The organism is Bradyrhizobium huanghuaihaiense (assembly GCF_025200885.1).
Taxonomy (GTDB): domain Bacteria; phylum Pseudomonadota; class Alphaproteobacteria; order Rhizobiales; family Xanthobacteraceae; genus Bradyrhizobium; species Bradyrhizobium huanghuaihaiense.
This window is the reverse complement of sequence record NZ_CP104172.1, coordinates 1,920,710-1,942,543: the sequence shown is the minus strand read 5'-3', so window position 1 is coordinate 1,942,543 and position 21,834 is coordinate 1,920,710. Positions and strand designations below refer to the sequence as shown.

The following is a 21,834-nucleotide window of genomic DNA, read 5'->3' as shown; positions in this document are numbered from 1 at the left end:
CGCGGGCCCCGCAAATTGCGGCCTGGCGAGGTACTCTTACGGAGGAGGGCGGTTCTGCCGCCTTCAGAGCATCCCCAGCGCCTGCATGTAGGTCTCGAGAATGGTCTCGGCCTCGGCGCGCTCGTTGGGGTCCTGCTTGCGCAGGCGCACGATGGTGCGCAGCGCCTTGACGTCATAGCCGTTGCCCTTGCTCTCGGCATAGACGTCGCGAATGTCGTCGGAGATCGCCTTCTTCTCTTCCTCCAGCCGCTCGATGCGCTCGATGATGGATTTGAGCTGGTCCTTGGCAAATTTCGTCGCGGGCTCATCGTCGCGGACGGCGGCGGAGGTGGCCATCTTGGTACTCCCAATGGAACTGGCAAAACGAGGTGACGCCGGCATCCTCACCGCGCGTGCTGGGTAGACCCTTAAGCGTTAGCGCCCCCAGCGTTCAAGCAAGCATCGCGCTCGTCCACAGCGCGCCCACACCTTCCTGCGGCGGCCTGAAGAAAGCTGTTGTGTGGTGCGACTCAGGCGATTGCCGCCCGGGGCCGTTCAGTGCCCGTGGGGATGGACCTTCTTCATCGCCTCGAGCTGCTCAGCCGTGGCCGTGCCCTGGTACTTCGCCTTCCAGGTCTCGTAGGGCATGCCGTAGACGGCCTCCCGGCTCTCGTCCTTGCTCAAGGCGACCCCTTGCGCGTCTGCGGCGTCCTTGAGCCAGTTGGACAGGCAATTGCGGCAGAAGCCGGCCAGATTCATCAGGTCGATGTTCTGGACGTCCGTCCGCGTCTTCAAATGGTCGACCAGGCGCCGGAAAGCGGCCGCCTCGAGCTCCGTTCTGGTTTTGTCGTCGATTGCCATAGCTGGATCCCTCGGCTGGCCCTAAGACATCGTCACCCTTACGGGATCAGGTGGGGGCCTGTCACAGATTTTGCCATATCACGGCGCAAACGGGCCGGAGCTCGGCTTTGGGGCGGTTCCCCGGCCCTACGCCAAATCGTCAATCATCTGGTATACGTTCCGCGACAATGATCGCCGAATCTCCCCGCTTCCCTCTTCGCCTGCTCGCCCGGTTGGTCCCGGTGCTGGTGGTCGCCCTGCTGTGCCTGTGGAGCAACCCGGCTTCGGCCGATTTCCGCCTCTGCAACAACACCTCGAGCCGGGTCGGCATCGCGCTCGGCTACAAGGACGCCGAAGGCTGGACCACGGAGGGCTGGTGGAACATCTCGTCCCGCTCCTGCGAGACGCTGCTGCGGGGCACGCTGGTCGCCCGCTATTACTACATCTACGCCATCGACTATGACCGCGGCGGCGAATGGTCGGGCCAGGCCTTCATGTGCTCGCGCGACAAGGAGTTCACCATCCGCGGCACCGAGGACTGCCTGGCACGCGGCTATGACCGCACCGGCTATTTCGAGGTCGATACCGGCGAGCAGCGCGCCTGGACGGTGCAGCTCACCGACGCCAACGAACAGCCGGCGCAGCAGCGCGTGCCTGGCCTGCCCGGACCGGTTGGCCCGGGCGGCGTTCCGGGTTTGCCCAATGTCCCGCCCGGTGCTACGCCCCCGGGCTCGCCCGGCCTGCCACCCCCTTCCGGAAATAAGCCATGAGGCGTCTTCGCCGTATCAAGATTCTTGCGACCCTGGGACCTGCCTCTTCGGACCTCGCAATGATCCGCCGCCTGTTCGAGGCCGGCGCCGACCTGTTCCGCATCAACATGAGCCACACCCCGCATGACAAGATGCGGGAGCTGGTGGCGACGATCCGCAATGTCGAGAGCAGCTACGGCCGCCCGATCGGCATCCTGGTCGACTTGCAAGGCCCCAAGCTCCGGCTCGGCGCCTTCGCCGAGGGCGCGGTCCAGCTCCAGAACGGGCAGACCTTTACCCTCGATTCCGACAAGGCGCCGGGCGATGCGACCCGCGTCAACCTTCCGCATCCGGAGATCCTGGCCGCGCTCAGGCCGGGCCATGCGCTGCTGCTCGACGACGGCAAGGTGCGGCTGATCGCGGAGGAGACCTCGAAGGAGCACGCGGTGACGCGCGTCGTGGTCGGCGGCAAGATGAGCGACCGCAAGGGCGTCAGCCTGCCCGACACCGACCTGCCGGTCTCGGCGATGACGCCGAAGGACCGCGCCGACCTCGAGGCGGCGCTGGTCACCGGCGTCGACTGGATCGCGCTGTCCTTCGTGCAGCGCGCCGACGACGTGATCGAGGCCAAGAAGATGATCCGCGGCCGCGCCGCCGTGATGGCCAAGATCGAGAAGCCGCAGGCGATCGACCGCCTCGCCGACATCATCGAGGCCTCCGATGCGCTGATGGTGGCGCGCGGCGACCTCGGCGTCGAGCTGCCGCTGGAGCGCGTGCCGAGCCTGCAGAAGCAGATGACGCGGATGGCGCGCCGCGCCGGCAAGCCGGTGGTGATCGCGACCCAGATGCTGGAATCGATGATCCAGTCGCCGGTGCCGACCCGCGCCGAAGTCTCCGACGTCGCCACCGCCGTCTATGAGGGCGCCGACGCCATCATGCTGTCGGCGGAATCGGCGGCCGGCAAATTCCCGGTCGAGGCGGTCTCGACCATGAACCGCATCGGCGAGGAGGTCGAGCGCGACCCGACCTATCGCTCGGTGATCACCGCCCAGCGCCCGGCGCCGGAATCCACCGCGGGCGACGCCATCGCCGACGCCGCGCGGCAGATCGCCGAGACGCTGGACCTGCCGGCCCTGATCTGCTGGACCAGCTCGGGCTCGACGGCCGTGCGCGTGGCGCGCGAGCGGCCGAAGCCGCCGGTCGTGGCGATCACGCCGAACATCACCGCCGGCCGCCGGCTCGCCGTCGTCTGGGGCGTGCATTGCGTGGTGGCGGAAGACGCGCGCGACCAGGACGACATGGTGAGCCGCGCCGGCCAGATCGCCTTCCGGGACGGCTTCGTCCGCGCCGGCCAGCGCGTGATCATCGTCGCCGGCGTGCCGCTCGGCATCCCCGGCACCACCAACATGGTGCGCATCGCCTCGGTCGGCCCCGAGGGCGACGCCAACATTTAGGCCCCGCCAGCGCGGCCAAACAAAAAAGTCGGAAAACAACCCCATGCACAGTAGCCGGCCGGTCCGGCTGATAGGCTGGGGTTTCACGAAAAGGCACGCTCAGGCAATGACCTGAGCGCGATCGGGGCGCGACCTCTGTCGCTGCGCGATTTTACGCCCCGACCAGCGCCTTCGTGGTCGGCAGCAGCGTCTGCTGGACCACGAGGCCACGGGCGCGGGCGTCCATGACCCCGACGGCGCGCAGCGCCAGCAGCGTCACGGTCTGCACTGCATCGCGCATCTTGACGGGATCTTCGAGATTGTCGGGCGCGAGCGGCCCGACCAGAGCCTCATGCAGCGCCCCCAGCAGCGCGGTGGCGGCAAGGGCGGTATCCTGCGCCGGCAAATGGCCGGCACGCACGGCCGCATCGATCCTCGCGGCGATCTCGCCAGCGATCTCGCGCCGGCTGGCAAGCCGGGAGGCGCTGACGTCAACATCAACAGGCTCGGCCAGGATGCCCCAGGCCAGCCGCCGCTGCGACAGGGTATGGACCGCCACCGTGGTGACCGCCGCGGCCAGCGCCGAGGACGGGCCCGGCGCGGCGTCGGCCGCCCGGCGGATCGCCGCGAGCTCGTCCCGGGAGACCTCGGCGATCAATTCGGAGATCAGCTCGGCCTTGGAGGGGAAGTAGCGATAGACCGTGCCGGCAGCGACATTGGCCCGGACCGCGACCGGCGCGATCTGCACCGCAGCCATCCCGCCTTCCGCCGCCGCCTCCCGCGCCGCCGCCAGTATCGCACTGCGCCGGGCCGCAAGGCGCTTAACCACTTGATGCGTCCGCCGATAAACCATGGCGCGCTTCCTGTCCCACACACGCCGTCCGCACGCCCTGCGGCCGAACGCTTCGTCACGCAATTCGCTTGCAAATCGCCCCGCAAGGACTGAACAACTATTCAGGGGGGATGACAAGATGCATTTGCGTCAAGCGTCACGCCAAAGCCGCAGGCGACAAATGCGCAAAGTGCGAGTGCCGGTTGATAGACGGCTAACCACGATTGTTACCGTCATCTTAAAGCAGGTCCGCGACCTTACCGCCGGACTGCGATCCTCAAGTTTACGCATGATCTTCTCGGAAAACCGCTTCGCACGTTGCGCTGACGCGGCCCTCCGGGTCCGGATCATGCTTTCGCTCGGTGCAGCATGCTCGATTCGGACGCCCGAACCGCCTGGCGGCTCTTCAATCTGAACTGGCTTCCCATCGTTGCCATGGGCGGCCTGCTGGCGATTGGCCTCCCCGCGACCGGTCTGAGCCTCGAGCCCGTCGCCTACAGCATCACGGTGGCAATCGCGGCCATCCTGGTCGGCATCGCCTGTGGCCACCAGCTGACCAAGGGCGAGCTTGCCGATCCGAAGCTGGTGTTCTCGCTCGGCACGATCGGACAGGTCATTTTCACCTGCGCCATCGTCGGACCTCTGAGCTACGTCGCGGGCAAGATGAACTGGCCGCTCCAGGACGAGGCGCTGCTGGCGATCGACCGCGCGCTCGGCCTCGATCCCGAACCGATCGCGCGCTTCGTCAACGACCATCCCTGGCTGGCGGACGTCCTGGCGCGCGGCTACGGGCTGATCAAATGGCCGCTGCTCGGCGTTCCCGTCGTGCTGACGCTGACGGCACGTTATGTGCGGCTGCAGGTGTTCATGCTCGCGATGAGCCTCGCGCTCGCTGTCACCATCGCCGTCTCCGCAATGGTGCCGGCGATCGGCACCTATTACGGGCTGCAATTGCCGGCCGCGCATTTCCCCGAGATCAACACCGCGGTCTATGCCGGGCAGCTGCGCGACATCCTCGCGCTGCGCGACGGCAGCCTGCATGAGCTGCGGCTGTTCTTCCTCTCCGGCATCGTCTCGTTTCCGAGCTTTCACGCCGCATCCGCCGTGCTCTACATGTGGGCGCTGTGGCCGGTGCGCGGCATCGGCGCAATCGCGGCCGCGCTCAATCTGCTGATGATCGCGGCGACGCCGGCGATCGGCGCGCATTACCTCATCGACGTCGCCGGCGGCATCGCGCTTGCCGCAGCGTCGATCTGGGTGACGAAGCTTTGTGTTGAACGGCTCGGGCGCGCGGCACCGGTGTCCGCCGAACCTGCGCTGCCGCCGGTGTGGCAGCCCAGCCTTGCGGAATAGCGGGGCACTCGTCGCCGTCACAAGCACGCTGCCGTAGGGTGGGCAAAGGCGCGAAGCGACGTGCCCACCATCTCTCTGCAACTGAGATCGAAGTGACGGCACGCTGACGCCTCCCGTCATTGCGAGCGGAGCGAAGCAATCCAGAGTCTTTCCGCGCAGGCAGTCTGGATTGCTTCGCTCCGCTCGCAATGACGGTGTGGATGCGACGTGCCCCATCATCTGCGGATGGTGGGCACGCTACGCTTTGCCCACCCTACGGGGGCTTCGAGCTCGGTGGCACTTTGCCCACCCTACGATCGCTAGCTTCCATTCCGTCATCCCCGCGTAACGGCGAAGCCGTTATCGCTGGAGGTGCGAGCCATGGGGCGCAACGCGTCCCATGGAGAACCTCGAAGGATGAACGGCCGAGATGCAGCCGGGCCGTCGCCCTTCGAGGGCCGCTTCGCGGCCACCTCAGGGTGACGGTGATGAATGCGCGGGCTCGGAAATGATGGCGTCCGCCCAAAAGAAAAGAGCCCCGTCGAAGACGAGGCTCTCAGAATTCCCAGGTCGTTCGGCCTTACTTGAGGCTGGACGAGATCGAGCCGAACTTGGTGTTCAGCGTGCTGCCGAGGTTGTTGACGACGGTGATGATCGCGAGCGCGATGCCGGCAGCGATCAGGCCGTATTCGATCGCGGTGGCGCCGGATTCATCCTTCACGAAACGCGCAACGAGGTTCTTCATAGAGTGCTCCCAAAAAGTACACAAGGCTACAAGTGGTCTGGTCTCTTCGGCTTCCCAGCGCCGCCCGACCATGGAACCGAACCTAGGGACAAAGAATTGCGCCGCAGTTAATTCGACTGCGGAAACAAACAGCGGTTTGCGAGTATTCGCCGATGGTAAACCGGAATTGAAAACAATCCGTTAAATTGTAACGACATCGCACAGTCGCCGCGGTTTACCCGAAGTTATGACCGACGTGGTCGAATGCCGCTCGCCAATCCGACAAGAACAAGCAGGACGACGAGGCGGCATGTCCCTTTCCTTTGAGAGCAGCATCGCAGTACAGAACCGCGCGCGTGCGCTGGTGCCGCTCTGCGTCGGAGCGGGTGCGTATCTCTTCTTTCTCTGTGTCGGCGATACGCTGCTTCAGGACTCCGACTCGTTCTGGCAGATCAAGATCGGGCAATGGATTCTCGACCACCATGCCCTCCCCACCACCGACTTCTATTCCTTCACGCGGCCCGGGGCGCCCTGGGTTTCGACGTCATGGTTGTCGCAGGTCGCGTTCGCGCTGTCCTATACGCAATGGGGCTGGGCCGGCCCGGTGATCCTCACCGCGGCCGCGGTCGCATTGTCGGCAGCGATCCTCGTCTATCTGCTCGACGCCCATCTGGAGATGCCGCGCTCGGTGCTGTTCGCGATGCTGGCGGTCGTGCTGTCGCTGCATCACATCCTGGCGCGGCCGCACATGCTGGCGCTGCCCGTGATGATCGCATGGGTCGGCATGCTGATGGCGGCAGCCGATCGCAAGGGCACGCCGTCATGGTACTGGCTGCCGCTGATGTCGCTGTGGGCGAACCTGCATGGCGGCTTCGTGCTGGGCCTCGCGCTGATCGGCCCGATGTCGTTCGTGGCGTTGTGGGGCATGGAGTCCGGCAAGCAGGTCCGGCTGCTGCTGCGCTGGTTCCTGTTCGGCGTTGCCGCACTGGCCGCGTGCTGTGTCACGCCCTATGGCTGGCGCACATTGCTGGGTGCGACCAACATCCTCAATCTCGGCGAGCTGCTCACGGTCATTTCCGAATGGTCACCGGCCAACTTCGCAACCTTCACCGCGTTCGAAGGCGCGCTGCTCGGCCTGATCGCGCTCGGGCTCTATCGCGGCCTGACACTGTCGCCGCCGCGCATCCTGATGATCCTGCTGCTGACCTGGATGGCGCTCAGCCATGTCCGGAGCATCGAGGCCTTTGCCTTCCTGGTGCCGCTAGTGCTGGCCAAGCCGCTCGGCGAGAGATCGTCCCTGCAGCAAGCCGATGCGCAGACGGGTGAGAGCTGGCCTGCCCGGTACGTGACCGCAGCGGGCGCGTTGATGATCGTGGCCGCAAGCTGGACCTCGACCTCGATCTTCATGTCGCACCACCGCTTCACCTTCACGATGGACCAGACGCCGGTTGCGGCGACCGACCTGCTCGAGAAGCGTGGAGCGCAGCGCATCTTCAACGCCTACAGGTTCGGCGGCTACCTGATCGGGCGCGACATCCCGGTGTTCGTCGACGGCCGCGCCGAGCTCTATGGCGAGAAATTCGTGATGGACTTCTTCAAGGCGACCGAAGGGAAGAAGCCCGAGCTGCTGCCCCGCCTGCTCGAGGAGTACAAGATCGACGCAACGCTGCTGGCCGCCGATGCGCCGGGCCCCCAGATCCTCGATCACCTCAAGGGCTGGAAGCGGATCTATGCGGACAATATCGCGGTGATCCATGTGCGCGAGGACGCCACGGCTCCGTAACGATCCCATGCACGGACTGCGCGTCCATCGATCGTTGAGCTTGCCGCGCCGGCTCGCGAACGCGAGGCCCGGTGATCAATCGGGAGATCGCTCTGTCACCGACGAAGCGTCCTTCCGCGCAGTCGGCTCGCCCGCGCCCGCGGAAAATACGCAGAGCCGTTGCGTTCGATAGAGCGCGCCGCTCTGCGCGTCCGGGCTCTGGCAGATATCGATGACATAGCCGATGCCATTGCGCGATGCATAGGCGAGGCGCTCGTCGAGCGAATTCAGGCCGTCGACATCGGTCAACCTGCTTCGCCACGTCTGGTAATAGGACGGCATCCACATCGAGGTTCCGCCGCGCTTGTGATCGATCCAGACACGGCGGTGCGAGACGTATTCAAACACGCTGGCGCGATCGAGCGCCATGTCGGCGGTGCTCACCTCCGAGCCGTCAAGTCCCGGCCTCCTTGGGGTGAGGAACATGGCGTTCAAGGGCGTGTTGTTGCGCGCCCATGCGCCGACGGCGCCCCACTCTTCGATGGCCTCGTTGCAGATCCGGTTGAAGTTGAAGTCGGTTCGGATCGCGAACGGGTAGGCAACGAAAACAGTCGCGGCGAGCACCAGATGGCCCGTGGCGCGCTGATAGGATGGCGCAGGTCCCGATTCCATCGTTCGAAGCGCATACACCAGAGCGGCGACGACGAAGGCCAGGCTGCCCCAGCCGTCGAAGCTCAGGAACAGCACGATGAGACAGGTGGGAAGGAAAGTCGCATCCTTGCCTCGCCGCAACCACTTCGTCGCCAATGCTGCGATCGCAAGGCCGGCCAGAAGATGAATGACCGTGCTCGATCGCAGGAAATGAAGGTTGAGGATGAACGGCGATCGCGTGACGAAGGGAACGACGACGCCGATCAGATAGACCAGGATTGCGCCCACATAGGCCACCCGCAATTCCGCAGCGGCCTGCCTCAGCGCGAAAAACGCCAGCGCTCCGATGGCGGTGACGGCCAGGAGGCCCACGATTTCGCTCGGCGCCATCGAGTCGATCAGCATGTGGCCAGGAAAATACTGACGGAGGAAGTCGGCATAATCGATGCCGAACGGACGACCGAACTCCGGATTGGCGAGGAAACCGTAAAGCACCGCGAAAGCCAACGGCAGACACAGGGCCAGGCCGATCAGCACCCGGGACGAGAGCTCGCCGATTGTCATGTTCCGCTGCAACAGGAAGTGTATCCCGATCAGCGCCAACGGCAGCACGAGCCAGACTGCAAAGAAGGCGTTGATGAAGAACGTGATCCCGACAGCAATCGCCGCCGCGGTGAAGCGGCCCCGGGCGGCAAAGTAGATCGCCAGCAGGGCCACACCATTCGCCATCTCCGAATGGGTGAAGGTGTTGATGAAGAGGCCACCGGAGCCGGCGTAGCTGTAGCCGTCGAGAAAGGCGACGAAGCAGAGGATCAGGCTGAAGACGACCCTGTCGCGTTGTTCGGTGACTCCCAGCAACGAGGCACAGCATAGAAACCCGACAAAGCTGAGCAGCCGGGACAGGAAGAACAGAACCAGGAACAGCAGCGGAACGTTGTCAAAGTATCGTTCGACGCCGCTCAGGATCAGCCAGACACCGGACGCGAAATAGCGCAGCGACTGGATGAACCGGTCATCCGCATATTGCGGCTCATTGTAGAGACCGGCAACGATCGGCAGATGATAGAGATTGTTGGTGAGACCGAAGACGAAACCCGTCCGCAACACCGACACCGCCGACGCGAAGACGGCGACCGAAAATATCTCGACCCAGAAGTTCGAGGCGCCGACCGCGCGATGGCGGCCGATCATGTCGGAAGTGACGTTGACGTCTGCCATTCGAGTGCCGGTGAAAGCGACCGCTGCGGATCAGCCTCGGTTGAGCGCCGTGCCGGCCATCCGTCCTGAAAGCGCCCGCCCGGCTCGCAGAGCGATGAAGACGGACAGCAGCAGAGCTAAACCACAAACGCTAATGGCGGATGAATCGGCGTTCCAGAATTGGCACACCGGCTGATGGTAAATGGCGGGCAAAGGCCCGCGACACGATCGCCCCGGTCTGGAACAGCGATCGTAGGGTGGGCAAAGCGCTAGGCGTGCCCACCACGTGTGTCGCGACTGCCGAGAGATGGTGGGCACGGCGCAGGGGCGCCCTTGCCCACCCTACGGCTTGCTACGTCCTGTAGCCGGATCGGTGATTTGCGCGCCGCATTACCTGCAGGGATGGCGGCTGCCGTCGAAGCCCAGGTAGGTGCCCGTTGCCGGGTCGAAGGAACGATAGCGCTCGGCGCAAGACCGCGAGCCATCCGCGCGAGCCACCACGTTGTCCACGCCTTGCGCAGGAGCTGCGCCGTCCGGCAGCTCGAGGCCCAGCCGGCCTGCAGGCGTCAGCGTGCCATTCAGGTTGCGATTGGGGTTCTCCGCCTCGTACGTATCCGGGTGGCTGCTTGCAAAGCCGGATTGCGCGTAGGCGGTGGTTGCGGTCAGGGCCGACAACAAGGCCACGGCAGCGAAAGTCTTGAATCCAGTCATGGTCGATCTCCATCATGGGCCGGTGCATCGTGCGGCCGGTGCGGCAGGAAGTGGATCGACATGGTGCGCCGGACAAGCTAGAGGCGCCCGATACGCGCGGCGGGGCGCAATGTCGCCGTTCGAATGCAGAAAGAGTCGTTTGTTTGCGGAACGCGGCGAATGATCCATCTCCGCAGGGCCAGCGAGTTCTGCCGTGTTCACGTCTCGGTGCGACGCGGCCTCGAGACTGACGCGCCGGCGTCGCAATGCGCTAATATCCGACGATCGAACAGGAAGGCGCATCATGATAGTTCGCAATCTCTTCGCCGCATTGCTCATCGCCGTCTCGATCAGCACGGCGCACGCGGCACCGCGATGGCTGAACCTGCCGCCGACGCCGACCTTGCCCAAGGCGGCGCAGAGCGGCTTTGCGCCGGTCAACGGCATCAAGGTCTGGTACGCCGTGTTCGGCCGGGGCGAGCCCGTGCTGTTGCTGCATGGCGGTCTCGCCAACGCCAATTACTGGGGGCATCAGGTCCGCGCGCTGCAACGGCATTATCAGGTCATCGTCATGGAGAGCCGCGGACACGGGCGCAGCAGCCGCAACCAGGAGCCCTATGGCTATGATCGGATGGCATCGGACGTGATCGGACTGCTCGATCACTTAGAGATCAAGAAGGCGGCGATCGTCGGCTGGAGCGACGGGGCGATCATCGGTCTCGACATCGCCATGAAGCATCCGGAGCGGGTGAGCAGGCTGTTCGCGTTTGCAGCGAACTCCGATCCATCAGGCGTCGCCGACATTGCGGCGAGCGAGGTCTTCAACGCCTACATCGCGCGGGCGGGCGAAGAGTACAAGCGCCTCTCGCCGACGCCGACGCAGTACAAGAGCTTCGTCGACGAGATCACCAAGATGTGGGAGAGCCAGCCGAAATGGACGGCCTCGGACCTTGCGGGAATCAAGGTGCCGACCTGGATCGTGGACGGCGACCACGACGAGGCGATCAAGCGCGAGAACACAGAGTTCATGGCGGCGAACATTCCCGGCGCCGGCCTCTTGATCCAGCCGGAGGTCAGCCACTTCTCGTTCCTGCAGGATCCGGAGCAGTTCAACGAGGACGTGCTGCGTTTTCTGGAGCGGCGGGATACGCCGAGAGCTGCGGCGAAGTGAGATATCGTAGGGTGGGCAAAGCGACAGTGTGCCCACGACTTCTCTCATGACCGCCGAGAGATGGTGGGCAAGGCGCTACGCGCCTTTGCCCACCCTACGAGGCCGGTGCCGCGTCGTTAAAGCGGAGCTGCATCCACATCGTCATTGCGAGCGCAGCGAAGCAATCCAGAGCCTTTCCGCGGTGACAGCCTGGATTGCTTCGCTGCGCTCGCAATGACGAGACCAACAAAAAACGCGGCGTTGCCGCCGCGTTTTTCAATTCACTATGCCGCTTGCATTATGCCTGCGGCTGCGGCTCCAGGCCGGGATCCGGATCGGGCCGCGGGCGCGACTTGCCGGCCGGGGGCACGGCGGAGGCGCGCGGGGTGGTCGGCTCGAGCACGGACTCGCGGTTCGGCTTCTTGCCCTTGAGCAGGTCGACGATCTCGTCGCCGGAGAGCGTTTCGAACTCGAGCAGGCCCTTGGCGAGTGCTTCGAGGTCGGCGTGCTTCTCGGTGAGGATGCGGGTCGCTTCCTTGTAGCCTTCCTCGACCAGACGGCGGATCTCGGAGTCGATCTTCTGCACGGTCGCTTCAGAAGCGTTCTGCGTGCGCGAGACCGACATGCCCAGGAAGACCTCGTCCTGGTTCTCACCATAGGAGACGGTGCCGAGCTCTTCCGACAGGCCCCAGCGCGTCACCATCATCCGGGCGAGGCGCGTGGCCTGCTCGATGTCGGAGGCGGCACCCGAGGTCACCTTCTCGCGACCGAAGATCAGCTCTTCGGCGACGCGGCCGCCCATCATGATGGCGAGGCGCGAGGTCATCTGCTCCAGCGACATCGACAGCTTGTCGCGCTCGGGCAGCTGCATGACCATGCCCAGCGCACGTCCGCGCGGGATGATGGTCGCCTTGTGGATCGGATCGGTCGCGGGCACGTTGAGGCCGACGATGGCGTGGCCGCCCTCGTGATAGGCCGTCAACAGCTTCTCTTCCTCGGTCATGACGAGCGACTTGCGCTCGGCGCCCATCATCACCTTGTCCTTGGCCTCCTCGAACTCGGCCTGCGTCACCATCCGCTTGTTGCGGCGGGCGGCGGTCAGCGCAGCCTCGTTGACCAGGTTCATCAGGTCGGCGCCGGAGAAGCCCGGAGTGCCGCGCGCGATGGTCTTGAGGTTGATATCCGGGGCCAGCGGAACCTTGCGGACGTGGACCTTGAGGATCTGCTCGCGGCCGACGACGTCGGGGTTCGGCACCACGACCTGACGGTCGAAGCGGCCCGGACGAAGCAGCGCGGGATCGAGCACGTCGGGACGGTTGGTCGCGGCGATCAGGATCACGCCCTCGTTGGCCTCGAAGCCGTCCATCTCGACCAGCAGCTGGTTCAGCGTCTGCTCGCGCTCGTCATTGCCGCCGCCGAGACCGGCGCCGCGGTGACGGCCGACGGCGTCGATTTCGTCGATGAAGATGATGCAGGGCGCGTTCTTCTTGGCCTGCTCGAACATGTCACGGACGCGGGATGCGCCGACGCCGACGAACATCTCGACGAAGTCCGAACCGGAGATGGTGAAGAAGGGCACGTTGGCTTCGCCCGCGACCGCACGCGCGATCAGGGTCTTACCGGTGCCGGGAGGGCCGACCAGCAGCACGCCGCGCGGAATGCGGCCGCCGAGGCGCTGGAATTTGCCGGGGTCGCGGAGGAATTCGACGATCTCCTGCAGGTCCTGCTTGGCCTCGTCCACGCCGGCGACGTCCTCGAAGGTGACGCGGCCATGCGCTTCGGTCAGCATTTTTGCGCGCGACTTGCCAAAACCCATGGCCTTGCCGGCGCCGCCCTGCATCTGGCGCGACAGGAAGATCCAGACGCCGATCAGCGCGATGAAGGGCAGCCAGGAGACCAGCAGCGAGACGAACCAGGGCACGTTGTCGCCCGGCGGCTTCGCGGTGATCTGGACCTTGCTGTCATAGAGGCGCTTGACCAGCGTCGGGTCGTTCGGCGCATAGGTCTGGAAGCTGGAGCCGTTGGTGAAGGTGCCGTGGATGTCCGGGCCCTGGATCACGACGTCGCGCACATTGCCGCGGTCAACTTCGCTCAGCAGCTGGGAGAAGGCGATGTCCTGCGAGGAGGCGCGCTGACCCGGATTCTGGAAGAGCGTGAACAATGCCAACAGCAACAAGACAATGATGACCCAGAGGGCGAAGTTGCGCAGATTGGCGTTCATCGATCTTCCTTCGTGGTCGCGCGGATCGCGGCCCTGATCCTTCAGGAGTTACTCGACCCAGTGACTTGGGGCAATTCGAGGAAATCCCCAAGGAATCCTCATCGTTAGACGCATACAATTTAGGTGCCGCCCCGCCCGCTGCCAAGGGAACGAGATGGGACTATTTAGCCCATCTTAGAGCGATTCCCGCTGAAATAATGGCGCCGGAAGCCGGGTTTTTCCTGCCTGGTTAAGGTGTCCTGACGGCGGCATGCGGAAGCGGCCGGTGTCATGATCCGCCCTCATCCGCCCTTCTAGTCCCCTTTCGGGGCCGCCGCGCCGGCGCAGGCGCGATGTGGATACGCCCGCCGGCAAGGCTGATCAAGGCTCCCGCAAGGGTCTGCTTCAGGACCGATCGGCCATTTGCGGCTGCGCGGGGACCCAGAGCCAGGGCCTGATCGAGCACGGACAACAAAGTTTCGACCTTGCCGAGTTCCGCCGGCCCTTCATGGCCGAGGGCATTGATGGCGCGCAGCAGGAGGCGCAGGCGGACTTCCTCCGGCAGGAGGGCAAAGGCGTCGGCCTCGAAGCTGCGAACGCCCACCTGCGGCGCATCGCCGCGCGCCCGCAATTGAAGAAACCGCTCGGCACCATCGACCAGCACCTCGACCGCCGCATTGGCGCGCGACAGCCTGCCCGCGAGCCGTGCAAGGCTCCTGCTGTCGCCGCCCTCGGCTGCGAGCTGCGGCAGCAGCGCGCGCAGCCGCGGCCGGGTGAAGGCCGTGTCGCGGTTGGTGGGATCGTCGGCGAAGGCGACTTTCGCCCGCTTCAAGGTCGCGATCAGCTGCGACTTCGGGATGTCGAGCAGCGGACGCGCCAGCACGATGCCGTCGCGCTCCGTCAGCTGTGCCATCGCCGACAGTCCTGCAAGCCCGCTGCCCCGAAGCATGCGCATCAGGAGGGTCTCGGCCTGGTCGTCGCGGGTGTGGGCGGTCACCACATGGCTCGCGCCGGCGGCGCGCGCCGCTTGCGTCAGCAGGCGGTAGCGCGCCTCGCGCGCGGCTGCAGGCAGTCCAGTCTTCGGCTTGGCGCCCCGCCAGCGCAGGGTCCGGTGCGGCAGGCCGAGCTCGGCCGCAAGCCGCTTGACCTCGCGCGCCTCGCGCGCCGCCTCCGGCCGCAGGCCGTGATCGACGGTGACAACGAGCAGACGAGGACCGCGCGAAAAACTGCGCTGCCAGCGCGCCGCGAGCCACATCAGCGCGACGGAGTCGGGCCCGCCGGAGACCGCGAGCACCAGGGCCGGCGCGCCGCGGAGATCAGCGAAGAGTTGCTTCGCCGCGCGCGCCGAGATCGGTGAATTGTCGTCGTCTGACATGACGCTGCAATCGTCCACGGATGGATCGACTGTTTAGCGCAATGCCATCCGCCTTGTCAGCGGATCAGCACTTCACCCGCTTCTGCTCGCGGTCGACCGCGGCTTTGACGCCGGCGGAGGCGCGCGGATATTTGCGGCCGATCTCGCCGAAGGCGGCGCAGGCGGCCTCCTTCTCCTTCAGCGCGGCGAGCGACTGGCCGAGCCGCAGCAGCGCATCGGGCGCCTTGGCCGATTTGTCGTATTTGGTGGTGACGGCGAGGAATGCCTCGGCGGAATCGCGATATTGCTGGCGCTGGAAATAGCTCTCGCCGAGCCAGTATTGCGCGTCGCCGAGCAGCGGGTCGTTCGGATATTTCTGCGCAAAGTTCTTCATGGTCTGCTCGGCCAGCGCATAGTCCTTGCGCTGCATGTAGCCGATGCCGAGGTCGAACTCGTCGCGCGGCGTCGCCGAGGGCGGCAAGGTCGTGAGGCCAGCGCCGCCACCCTGCGCCGGATAGCCCTGCTGGGCCGGCGGATAGCCCGGCTGGGCCGCGGGCGGCACACCTTGCTGGTAGCGCGGGCTGGTATTGGCGAGATCGAGCGGGTCGCCGGCATTGCGTCCGCCGGGCGCGCCGGCTCCCGCCGACATCGGCTGCTGTCCGCCGCCGAGGGCGCGGGGCGCGCCGGGCGCGTTCGGATTCTGGTTCGGATCAAAGGCATCGCCGCGGCGGCGCGTGCCGGGGGCGCCGGGCGCCGGCTGCTCCTGAACGATCGGCGCGGGGCCTGCGGTCTGCGGCTGCTCGTAATTGGGTTGCACGGCCTGCTGCTGCTGGCGATAGGCCGGCGCGCCTTGAGGGGGCGAAATTTGCGCCGGCGGTACGGCCGCGACGCCGGGCTGGACCGGCTGCTGTCCCGGCTGGACTTGCGCGCCGCCCTCGAGCGCGCGCAGGCGCTCCTCGAGCTGCCGGTTGCGGTATTGCAGTTCCTCGTTCTGGCCGGTGAGCTGGCGCAGCTGGTTCTCCAGGCGCTCGATCCGCATCTCGGGATCGTCATCCGTCTGGGCCAAGATCGATTGAGCCAGGACCGGCGCGCACAAGGAGAGCAGCGCGGCGGTCGCCACGGAGCCGGTAAGAACCTTAAATCTGGATGACATCTTGCCCTGACGACGAAAGCGAAATGGCCTGCGACGGAACCTTCGACGCGCCACACATTGAAGTGGAGTACGCCAAAAATGTGACTGCTACAAAGGGGTTTCTGTCACAGATCGCTGAAACGAAACCGGCGCCCGTGAGGGCGCCGGCATGATCGTTTTCTGAAGATGAACGGCGCCTGACTGAAGCGTCAGGAGCTCGCGTTCAGCACGGTGACGGCGCGGCGGTTCTGCGACCAGCAGGAGATGTCGTTACAGACGGCGACCGGCCGCTCCTTGCCGTAGGAGATCGTGCGCATGCGGTTCGGATCGATGCCGCGCGAGGCGAGGAACGAACGCACCGACTGGGCACGACGCGCGCCGAGCGCGATGTTGTATTCGCGGGTGCCGCGCTCGTCGGCATGACCCTCGATGGTGAAGGAGTAGCGCGGATAGGTCTGGAGCCACTGCGCCTGCTTCTCCAGGGTCACGATCGCCTGCGGGGTCAGATCGGTCTGGTCGCTTTCGAAGAACACGCGGTCGCCCACGTTCACGACGAAGTCCTGCTGGCTGCCCGGCGTCGCCGCATTGGCCATCGCATCCGTCGCAGCATTCTTGTTGGCGCAGGCGCCCATCGACAGCGCGACGGCAAGCACCGCGGCCAGCTTCAATCCCTGGAGGATACGCATAGGATGTTTCATTCCGGAGCCTCCACGCTCACGTTAGTCCACTGCTGTCCGGTCTACAGGGGGTTGGTTAAGCGAACGTTCCGTCAACCTTGACGGAACCTTGCCACAGCCGGTCAAATGCCCCCAACCAGCGAAAAGCAACCGTCATGGTTAATGGGTTGTAAATGTGGCGCGAGGGTGAAGGCAAGCCGCGTTAGCCGGCAAAATCGCTGGCTTTGCTTGAATTTTGGGCCTGAGCCCCTTGCTGCCGACAGCCTTCAGTCAGGCGTGAACGGCGTCCGCCACCAGCACGCGCCGCTGCGGGACCTGGCGCTGACCGCCGCGCCCGAACAGCATCCGCCGCTCGAAGGCGGTGGAGCGCATGATCGGATAGCGCTCGAACACCTTCCTGCGGAAGGTCGGGAAGTCCGCCGCCATCAGTCCGAACGGCTTGGTGAGACCGGGGACCAGCCGCGGCTCGGCAATGGTCTCGTGCAGGAACACCCGCCGGTAGAAGGCCTGATGCTCCGGACGCACGATCGCAAGGCCGAGATCGGCATGGAAATGCTCGCACGCCATGTAGGCGAGCCGGGTCGTCAGATAGGGCAATTCGGGGACGCGCTTGACCTGGTCGGGATCGGCGACGAACCGGGTCGGGTCGATCATGATCTCGCCGCGATCGAGCCGCGGCAGCAGGATATCGGGAAAGACGTCGGCCGAAGTGGACTGGCGCCATTCCGAGGTCAGCACGCTGATGCGCACCGAGCTGCAGAGCTTGCCCCGGAGATAGACGCCGAAGGTCCACGCGTTCGGCAGTTCGTCGTACTGGTCGGTGACGCGCGTATCAGGAGATTCCTTGACGGCGCCCTCGCGCAGATAGGCGCGATAGCGGAGATTGTAGATCTCCTCCTTCTCCGCGGCCGTTTCCGCAAGATGATAATCGACGTCGGTCAGGAGCTCGGCACCCCGTCCAACAGCCGAAATGATCGCTCTGGCTGAGGACTGCATTCCAACTCCTTACCCGCCACCGCACACCGCATCCGCGCGGGACAACTTCCACGCGCGTGATGATTTATTAACAGCTTCTTAACAATGAAGCAAAGCAATCGAAGTGTTAGGGTTAACCCCCCGTAGCACTACGGTAGCCGGCAACAAGTTGAAACAACGGGAGATTTCGGGAAGCGGAATCAGGCGAAGGAGCGCGAGCCCACGACCTGGAGCAGGCTCTCGCCGCGCCGTCCATGCGAGGCGTTGAGGAGCTGGCGCATCCGCACGGCGGGCACCGGACGGCTGAACAGATAACCTTGCGCCTCGGACACGGTGCCGTCGGCGCTGATCAGCTCGAGCTGCTCGTTGGTCTCGATGCCCTCGACCACGACAGCCATGCCGAGGTCGGCCGACAGGCGTGCCACGCCGCGCAGCAGCGTGAGCGGCCGGTCGGTGTCGATTCCTTCCAGGAACGAACGGTCGATCTTCACCTTCTGCATCGGGAAATTGTGCAGATAGCTGAGGCTGGAATAGCCGGTGCCGAAATCGTCGAGCGAGATGCGCACGCCGAGCGCATGCAGCTGCGACAGGATATCGTGGGTGAGCTGGGTGTTGCGCAGCAGGGAGGACTCGGTGATCTCGATCTCAAGGCGATGCGCCGGAAGCCCTGAGACCTCCAGCGCGTAGCGGATCTCGCTCAGCACGTCGCGCTGGTGGAATTGCTGCGGCGAGAAGTTGACGGCGACGCTGACGCTCTCCGGCCACTTCATGCATTCCATGCAGGCGCGGCGCAGGATCCAGCGGCCGAGATCGACGATCAGGCCCATGTCCTCGGCGACCGGGATAATGTCGACAGGCGAAACCGTGCCGCGCACCGGATGATTCCAGCGCAGCAGCGCCTCGCAGGTCGTGATCTTGCCGGACTTCAGATTGACCAGCGGCTGGTAGAACAGCTCGAACTCCTCGTTGGCGAGCGCCTTGCGCAGGTCGAGTTCGAGGATGCGGCGCGCCTCGACGGTCGCCGCCATCTCGTCGCGGAAGAAGCAGAAGGTGCCGCGGCCGTCGGCCTTGGCGCGGTACAGCGCCATGTCGGCGTTCTTCAGCAGGGTGTCGGCGCTGACCTTGCCGTCCGGCGAGGTCAGCGCGATGCCGACGCTGGCGCCGATCTCAACCAGGTGATTGTCGATGCGGTAGCGCTCGCTCAGGCGCTCGACGATGCGGCGGGCGAGGCTCGCGGCGTCCTCGGCCGAAGAGATGTTCTGCTGGAACACGACGAACTCGTCACCGCCGAAGCGGGCGACGAAATCCTCGGGCCGCAGCATCTCGCGCAGGCGATTGGCGACCGCGCACAGGAGCTGGTCGCCGCAGGGATGACCGAGCGTGTCGTTGACCTGCTTGAACTGGTCGAGGTCGACGAACAGCAGCGCCGAGAGCCGTTCGGCGTGGTGGGCAAAGGCCAGCAGCCGTTCGATCTCGTCGCGGAAAGAGACCCGGTTGGGCAGCGCGGTGAGCTCGTCATAGCGGGCGAGATGGCTGATGCGGGCTTCGGCGTTGGTGCGCTCGGTGATGTCTTCGAGCAGCAGCACGGTGCCGCCGCCGGTCATCGGCTGGAACGTCCAGGCCAGGGTACGGCCGCGCGAAAGATCCGGATCGGCGGTGACGATCTCGCAGATCCGCGCATGGGCGATCTCGGCCAGGATCTGGTTGCCGCTCTCCGCCGAGATGGAGCCCGCGGCGATGCAGGCCGACACGATGTCGGCCGCGGTGGCGCCGCGCTTGACCAGGTCCTCGGGCAGGCCCATCAGCTCGCCGAAGCGATGGTTCATCACTGCGAGGCGCCGGTCGGCGCGAAACATGCACAGGCCATGCGGCATGTTGTTAAGCGCGGTGTCGAACTGGCTCGCCAGCGCGGATTCGCGGAAGCTCGAGGTCAGCGCCTTGACGAAGATCGCATGCAGGCTGAGGTTGATGTTCTTCAAGCCGATGAAGAAGAACATCAGCAGGATCGCAAGACCGACGTGGTAGGGGCCGCCGTGCAGCAGCAGCCCGAGCGACATCGGACCGCAGGCGAGCGCGACGTGCCATTGGATCACCCGGGGCTGGCCGTAATTGCGGGCGGCGCCGCCGGCGGTGTAGCCGATGCCGATGGCGACAGCGAGCATGTCGGCCACCGGATCCTCGTTGTTGTAGATGACGACGAAGGACCATATGCCGAGTACCGCCGCATAGCTGAGGGCGCCGAACCAGTAGCGCGGCTCCAGATGCTTGGCTTCCTCGAACGACAGCGGGTGCGCGCGGTTCTCGTATCCGCGCATCTGGAACGCGCGCGCAGTGCCGATGGCGATCAGCAGAAATGCGAGCGGCCATAGCCAGACGTCGCCGGTCTTGAGCGCAGTCATGACCGCGGCCACGGCCGCGGAGGCCGAGCCCAGGAAGATCGCCCAGAAATTCTGCACCATAGAGTTGATCAGAGCGGCGTAGAGTATCGGCTCCAGCTCGTCTCGATCGCTCTGCTTCTGGTCGGCCAGCTGCATTGGCTAATTACGCGTCCTGTTTAGAGCGTACTTTTACCCAGCCCAGGTGAAGCCTTTCTGAGGGAACATCGTTAAAGTCGAGTTGTTTTTCGGCAATTGCGAACTCGATTCTGCTGAAATATCAAGCAACTAGGCAAGCGTTGCCGCGCACAAGGTGAAGGAAAGCTTGCTTTCCCCACCGAACGCGAAAAAATCGGCGCTTTTTTTCGGAAACATCGCGCGTCTGAACACGCGATTTATTGGCCAGCAGTCGAGGACAATAGCGGGGACCATGCCGGGTCTGAGGCGAAGCCTGGCGTCGGCACCTTCAGCTCGTTGCGGCCGGAAATGTCGACGCTGTACAGCGACGGTCCGCCGTTGCCACCGGGATCGCGGAAGAACATCAGCACGCGGCCGTTGGGCGAGAAGGTCGGACCCTCGTTGTGGAAGCCGGAGGTGAGCAGCCGCTCGCCGCTGCCATCGGGCTTCATGACGCCGATCGAGAATTGCCCGCCGCCTTGCCGGGTAAAGGCGATGTAATCGCCCTTCGGCGACCACACCGGTGTCGAATAGCTGGCGTTGGTGTCGTCCTTGGAGAAGGAGATGCGCTGCGCCTGTCCCCCGCCCGCCGCCATCACATAGATCTGCGACCTGCCGCCGCGATCGGACTCGAAGCAGATGCGGGTGCCGTCCGGCGAATAGGAAGGCGACGTGTCGATCGCCGGCGTGTCGGTGAGGCGCGTGGTCGAGCGCGAGCGCAGATCCATCACGAACAGGTTGGAATTGCCGCCCTGCTGCAGGCTCATGATGACGCGCTGGCCGTCCGGCGAGAAGCGCGGCGCGAAGGTCATGCCGGGGAAGTTGCCGACGATCTCGCGCTGGCCGGTCTCGATGTTGAAGAGATAGACCTTCGGATCGCCCTGGCCGAACTCCATGTAGGTGATCTCTTGCGAGTTCGGCGAGAAGCGCGGCGTCAGCACGAGGTCGGAGCCGCGGGTGAGGTACCGCACATTGGCGCCGTCCTGGTCCATCATGGCGAGCCGCTTGACGCGGCGCTCCTTCGGCCCGGTCTCGTCGACAAACACGACGCGGCTGTCGAAATAGCCCTTCTCGCCGGTCATGCGCTCGTAGATCTGGTCGGAGATGATGTGGGCGATGCGGCGCCAATATTCCGGCGAGGTGAAATATTGCTGTCCCGCCAGCTGCTGGCCGGTGACCACGTCCCACAGGCGGAATTCGGCCTTGAGGCGGCCGTCCGGCTGCCGCGTCATGCGGCCGGTGACGAGGGCCTGCGCGTTGATGGTCTTCCAGTTCTGGAATTGCGGCGCGACGTCGATGTTGCTGATGCGCTCGATGAAGGCGGCCTGATCGATCGGTGCGAACAGGCCCGAGCGCTTCAGGTTGTTGGTGATGACCTGGGTGACGCCGTTGCCGACGTCGCCGTCGGACGGCGAGCCCGGCACGAAGCCGGAGATCGCGATCGGGATCGGCTGGAATTCGGTAGGATCGATGCGCAGTCGCGGCTGGCCTTGAGCGAACGCATGTCCGCCCCCGAGCATGGCGAGCGCCGATCCGGTGACGGTCATGAAGCGGCGGCGGGTGATCGATCGGGCGTCATTCATTGCAAAATTCTTTTGTTCGGAT

18 protein-coding genes are annotated in these 21,834 nt (G+C 65.1%); 5 read left to right on the top strand and 13 right to left on the bottom strand.

Annotated features, from left to right (window positions below):
- Positions 1 to 63: 63 nt before the first annotated feature.
- On the bottom strand, positions 64 to 336 hold the full coding sequence (locus N2603_RS09170; RefSeq protein ID WP_018641571.1) for a DUF2312 domain-containing protein: 273 nt from the start codon (positions 334 to 336) through the stop codon (positions 64 to 66).
- A gap of 198 nt (positions 337 to 534) precedes the next feature.
- Positions 535 to 840 (bottom strand): DUF1244 domain-containing protein, encoded by a 306-nt coding sequence (locus N2603_RS09165; protein WP_260388476.1) that lies wholly within the window; start codon positions 838 to 840, stop codon positions 535 to 537.
- 167 nt (positions 841 to 1,007) lie between these two features.
- On the opposite strand from N2603_RS09165, the gene N2603_RS09160 reads away from it, so the two are divergent.
- Positions 1,008 to 1,589, top strand: a complete 582-nt coding sequence (locus tag N2603_RS09160; protein WP_260388475.1) for a DUF1036 domain-containing protein — start codon at positions 1,008 to 1,010, stop codon at positions 1,587 to 1,589.
- The gene (gene pyk / locus N2603_RS09155) at positions 1,586 to 3,022 is read left to right on the top strand and encodes a pyruvate kinase (RefSeq protein WP_018641574.1); all 1,437 of its coding nucleotides are present in this window, start codon (positions 1,586 to 1,588) and stop codon (positions 3,020 to 3,022) included. The genes N2603_RS09160 and pyk overlap by 4 nt, the downstream gene beginning before the upstream one ends.
- Before the next feature lie 151 nt (positions 3,023 to 3,173).
- Here the strand turns inward: pyk and N2603_RS09150 are convergent, their stop codons facing one another.
- Positions 3,174 to 3,854 (bottom strand): TetR/AcrR family transcriptional regulator, encoded by a 681-nt coding sequence (locus N2603_RS09150; protein WP_026311776.1) that lies wholly within the window; start codon positions 3,852 to 3,854, stop codon positions 3,174 to 3,176.
- 348 nt (positions 3,855 to 4,202) lie between these two features.
- On the opposite strand from N2603_RS09150, the gene N2603_RS09145 reads away from it, so the two are divergent.
- Positions 4,203 to 5,186, top strand: a complete 984-nt coding sequence (locus N2603_RS09145; protein ID WP_260388474.1) for a phosphatase PAP2 family protein — start codon at positions 4,203 to 4,205, stop codon at positions 5,184 to 5,186.
- Between the two features lie 559 nt (positions 5,187 to 5,745).
- On the opposite strand, the gene N2603_RS09140 is transcribed toward N2603_RS09145, so the two are convergent.
- Positions 5,746 to 5,910, bottom strand: a complete 165-nt coding sequence (locus N2603_RS09140) for a Flp family type IVb pilin (RefSeq protein ID WP_018641576.1) — start codon at positions 5,908 to 5,910, stop codon at positions 5,746 to 5,748.
- Between the two features lie 289 nt (positions 5,911 to 6,199).
- Between N2603_RS09140 and N2603_RS09135 the strand changes: the two genes are divergently transcribed.
- Positions 6,200 to 7,672, top strand: a complete 1,473-nt coding sequence (locus N2603_RS09135; protein WP_260388473.1) for a hypothetical protein — start codon at positions 6,200 to 6,202, stop codon at positions 7,670 to 7,672.
- A 75-nt stretch (positions 7,673 to 7,747) separates the two neighbouring features.
- On the opposite strand, the gene N2603_RS09130 is transcribed toward N2603_RS09135, so the two are convergent.
- A complete protein-coding gene (locus N2603_RS09130) occupies positions 7,748 to 9,520 on the bottom strand; it encodes a DUF6798 domain-containing protein (RefSeq protein WP_260388472.1) in 1,773 nt (590 codons plus the stop codon).
- A gap of 369 nt (positions 9,521 to 9,889) precedes the next feature.
- Positions 9,890 to 10,210, bottom strand: coding sequence for a BA14K family protein (locus N2603_RS09125; RefSeq protein ID WP_260388471.1), 321 nt, complete (start codon positions 10,208 to 10,210; stop codon positions 9,890 to 9,892).
- Positions 10,211 to 10,493: 283 nt separating this feature from the next.
- Here N2603_RS09125 and N2603_RS09120 point away from each other — a divergent pair, with 283 nt between their 5' ends.
- On the top strand, positions 10,494 to 11,360 hold the full coding sequence (locus N2603_RS09120) for an alpha/beta fold hydrolase (RefSeq protein WP_260388470.1): 867 nt from the start codon (positions 10,494 to 10,496) through the stop codon (positions 11,358 to 11,360).
- Between the two features lie 277 nt (positions 11,361 to 11,637).
- Here the strand turns inward: N2603_RS09120 and ftsH are convergent, their stop codons facing one another.
- The 7 genes from ftsH to tolB form a co-directional block, all read right to left on the bottom strand.
- The gene (gene ftsH / locus N2603_RS09115) at positions 11,638 to 13,560 is read right to left on the bottom strand and encodes an ATP-dependent zinc metalloprotease FtsH (RefSeq protein WP_018641582.1); all 1,923 of its coding nucleotides are present in this window, start codon (positions 13,558 to 13,560) and stop codon (positions 11,638 to 11,640) included.
- A gap of 268 nt (positions 13,561 to 13,828) precedes the next feature.
- Positions 13,829 to 14,914 carry a tRNA lysidine(34) synthetase TilS gene (gene tilS, locus N2603_RS09110; protein ID WP_260388469.1) on the bottom strand — a complete coding sequence of 362 codons (1,086 nt, stop codon included), beginning with the start codon at positions 14,912 to 14,914 and terminating at the stop codon, positions 13,829 to 13,831.
- Between the two features lie 64 nt (positions 14,915 to 14,978).
- Positions 14,979 to 16,046, bottom strand: a complete 1,068-nt coding sequence (gene ybgF / locus N2603_RS09105) for a tol-pal system protein YbgF (RefSeq protein WP_018641584.1) — start codon at positions 16,044 to 16,046, stop codon at positions 14,979 to 14,981.
- A 188-nt stretch (positions 16,047 to 16,234) separates the two neighbouring features.
- Entirely contained in the window at positions 16,235 to 16,723 is a 489-nt protein-coding gene (gene pal / locus N2603_RS09100; RefSeq protein WP_018641585.1) for a peptidoglycan-associated lipoprotein Pal, read from the bottom strand.
- Positions 16,724 to 16,972: 249 nt separating this feature from the next.
- Positions 16,973 to 17,698: an N-acyl amino acid synthase FeeM domain-containing protein gene (locus N2603_RS09095; RefSeq protein ID WP_260388468.1), complete on the bottom strand. Its 726-nt coding sequence runs from the start codon at positions 17,696 to 17,698 to the stop codon at positions 16,973 to 16,975.
- Between the two features lie 179 nt (positions 17,699 to 17,877).
- Positions 17,878 to 20,211, bottom strand: coding sequence for a putative bifunctional diguanylate cyclase/phosphodiesterase (locus tag N2603_RS09090; RefSeq protein ID WP_260388467.1), 2,334 nt, complete (start codon positions 20,209 to 20,211; stop codon positions 17,878 to 17,880).
- 236 nt (positions 20,212 to 20,447) lie between these two features.
- A complete protein-coding gene (gene tolB, locus N2603_RS09085; RefSeq protein ID WP_260388466.1) occupies positions 20,448 to 21,812 on the bottom strand; it encodes a Tol-Pal system beta propeller repeat protein TolB in 1,365 nt (454 codons plus the stop codon).
- Between the last annotated feature and the right edge of the window lie 22 nt (positions 21,813 to 21,834).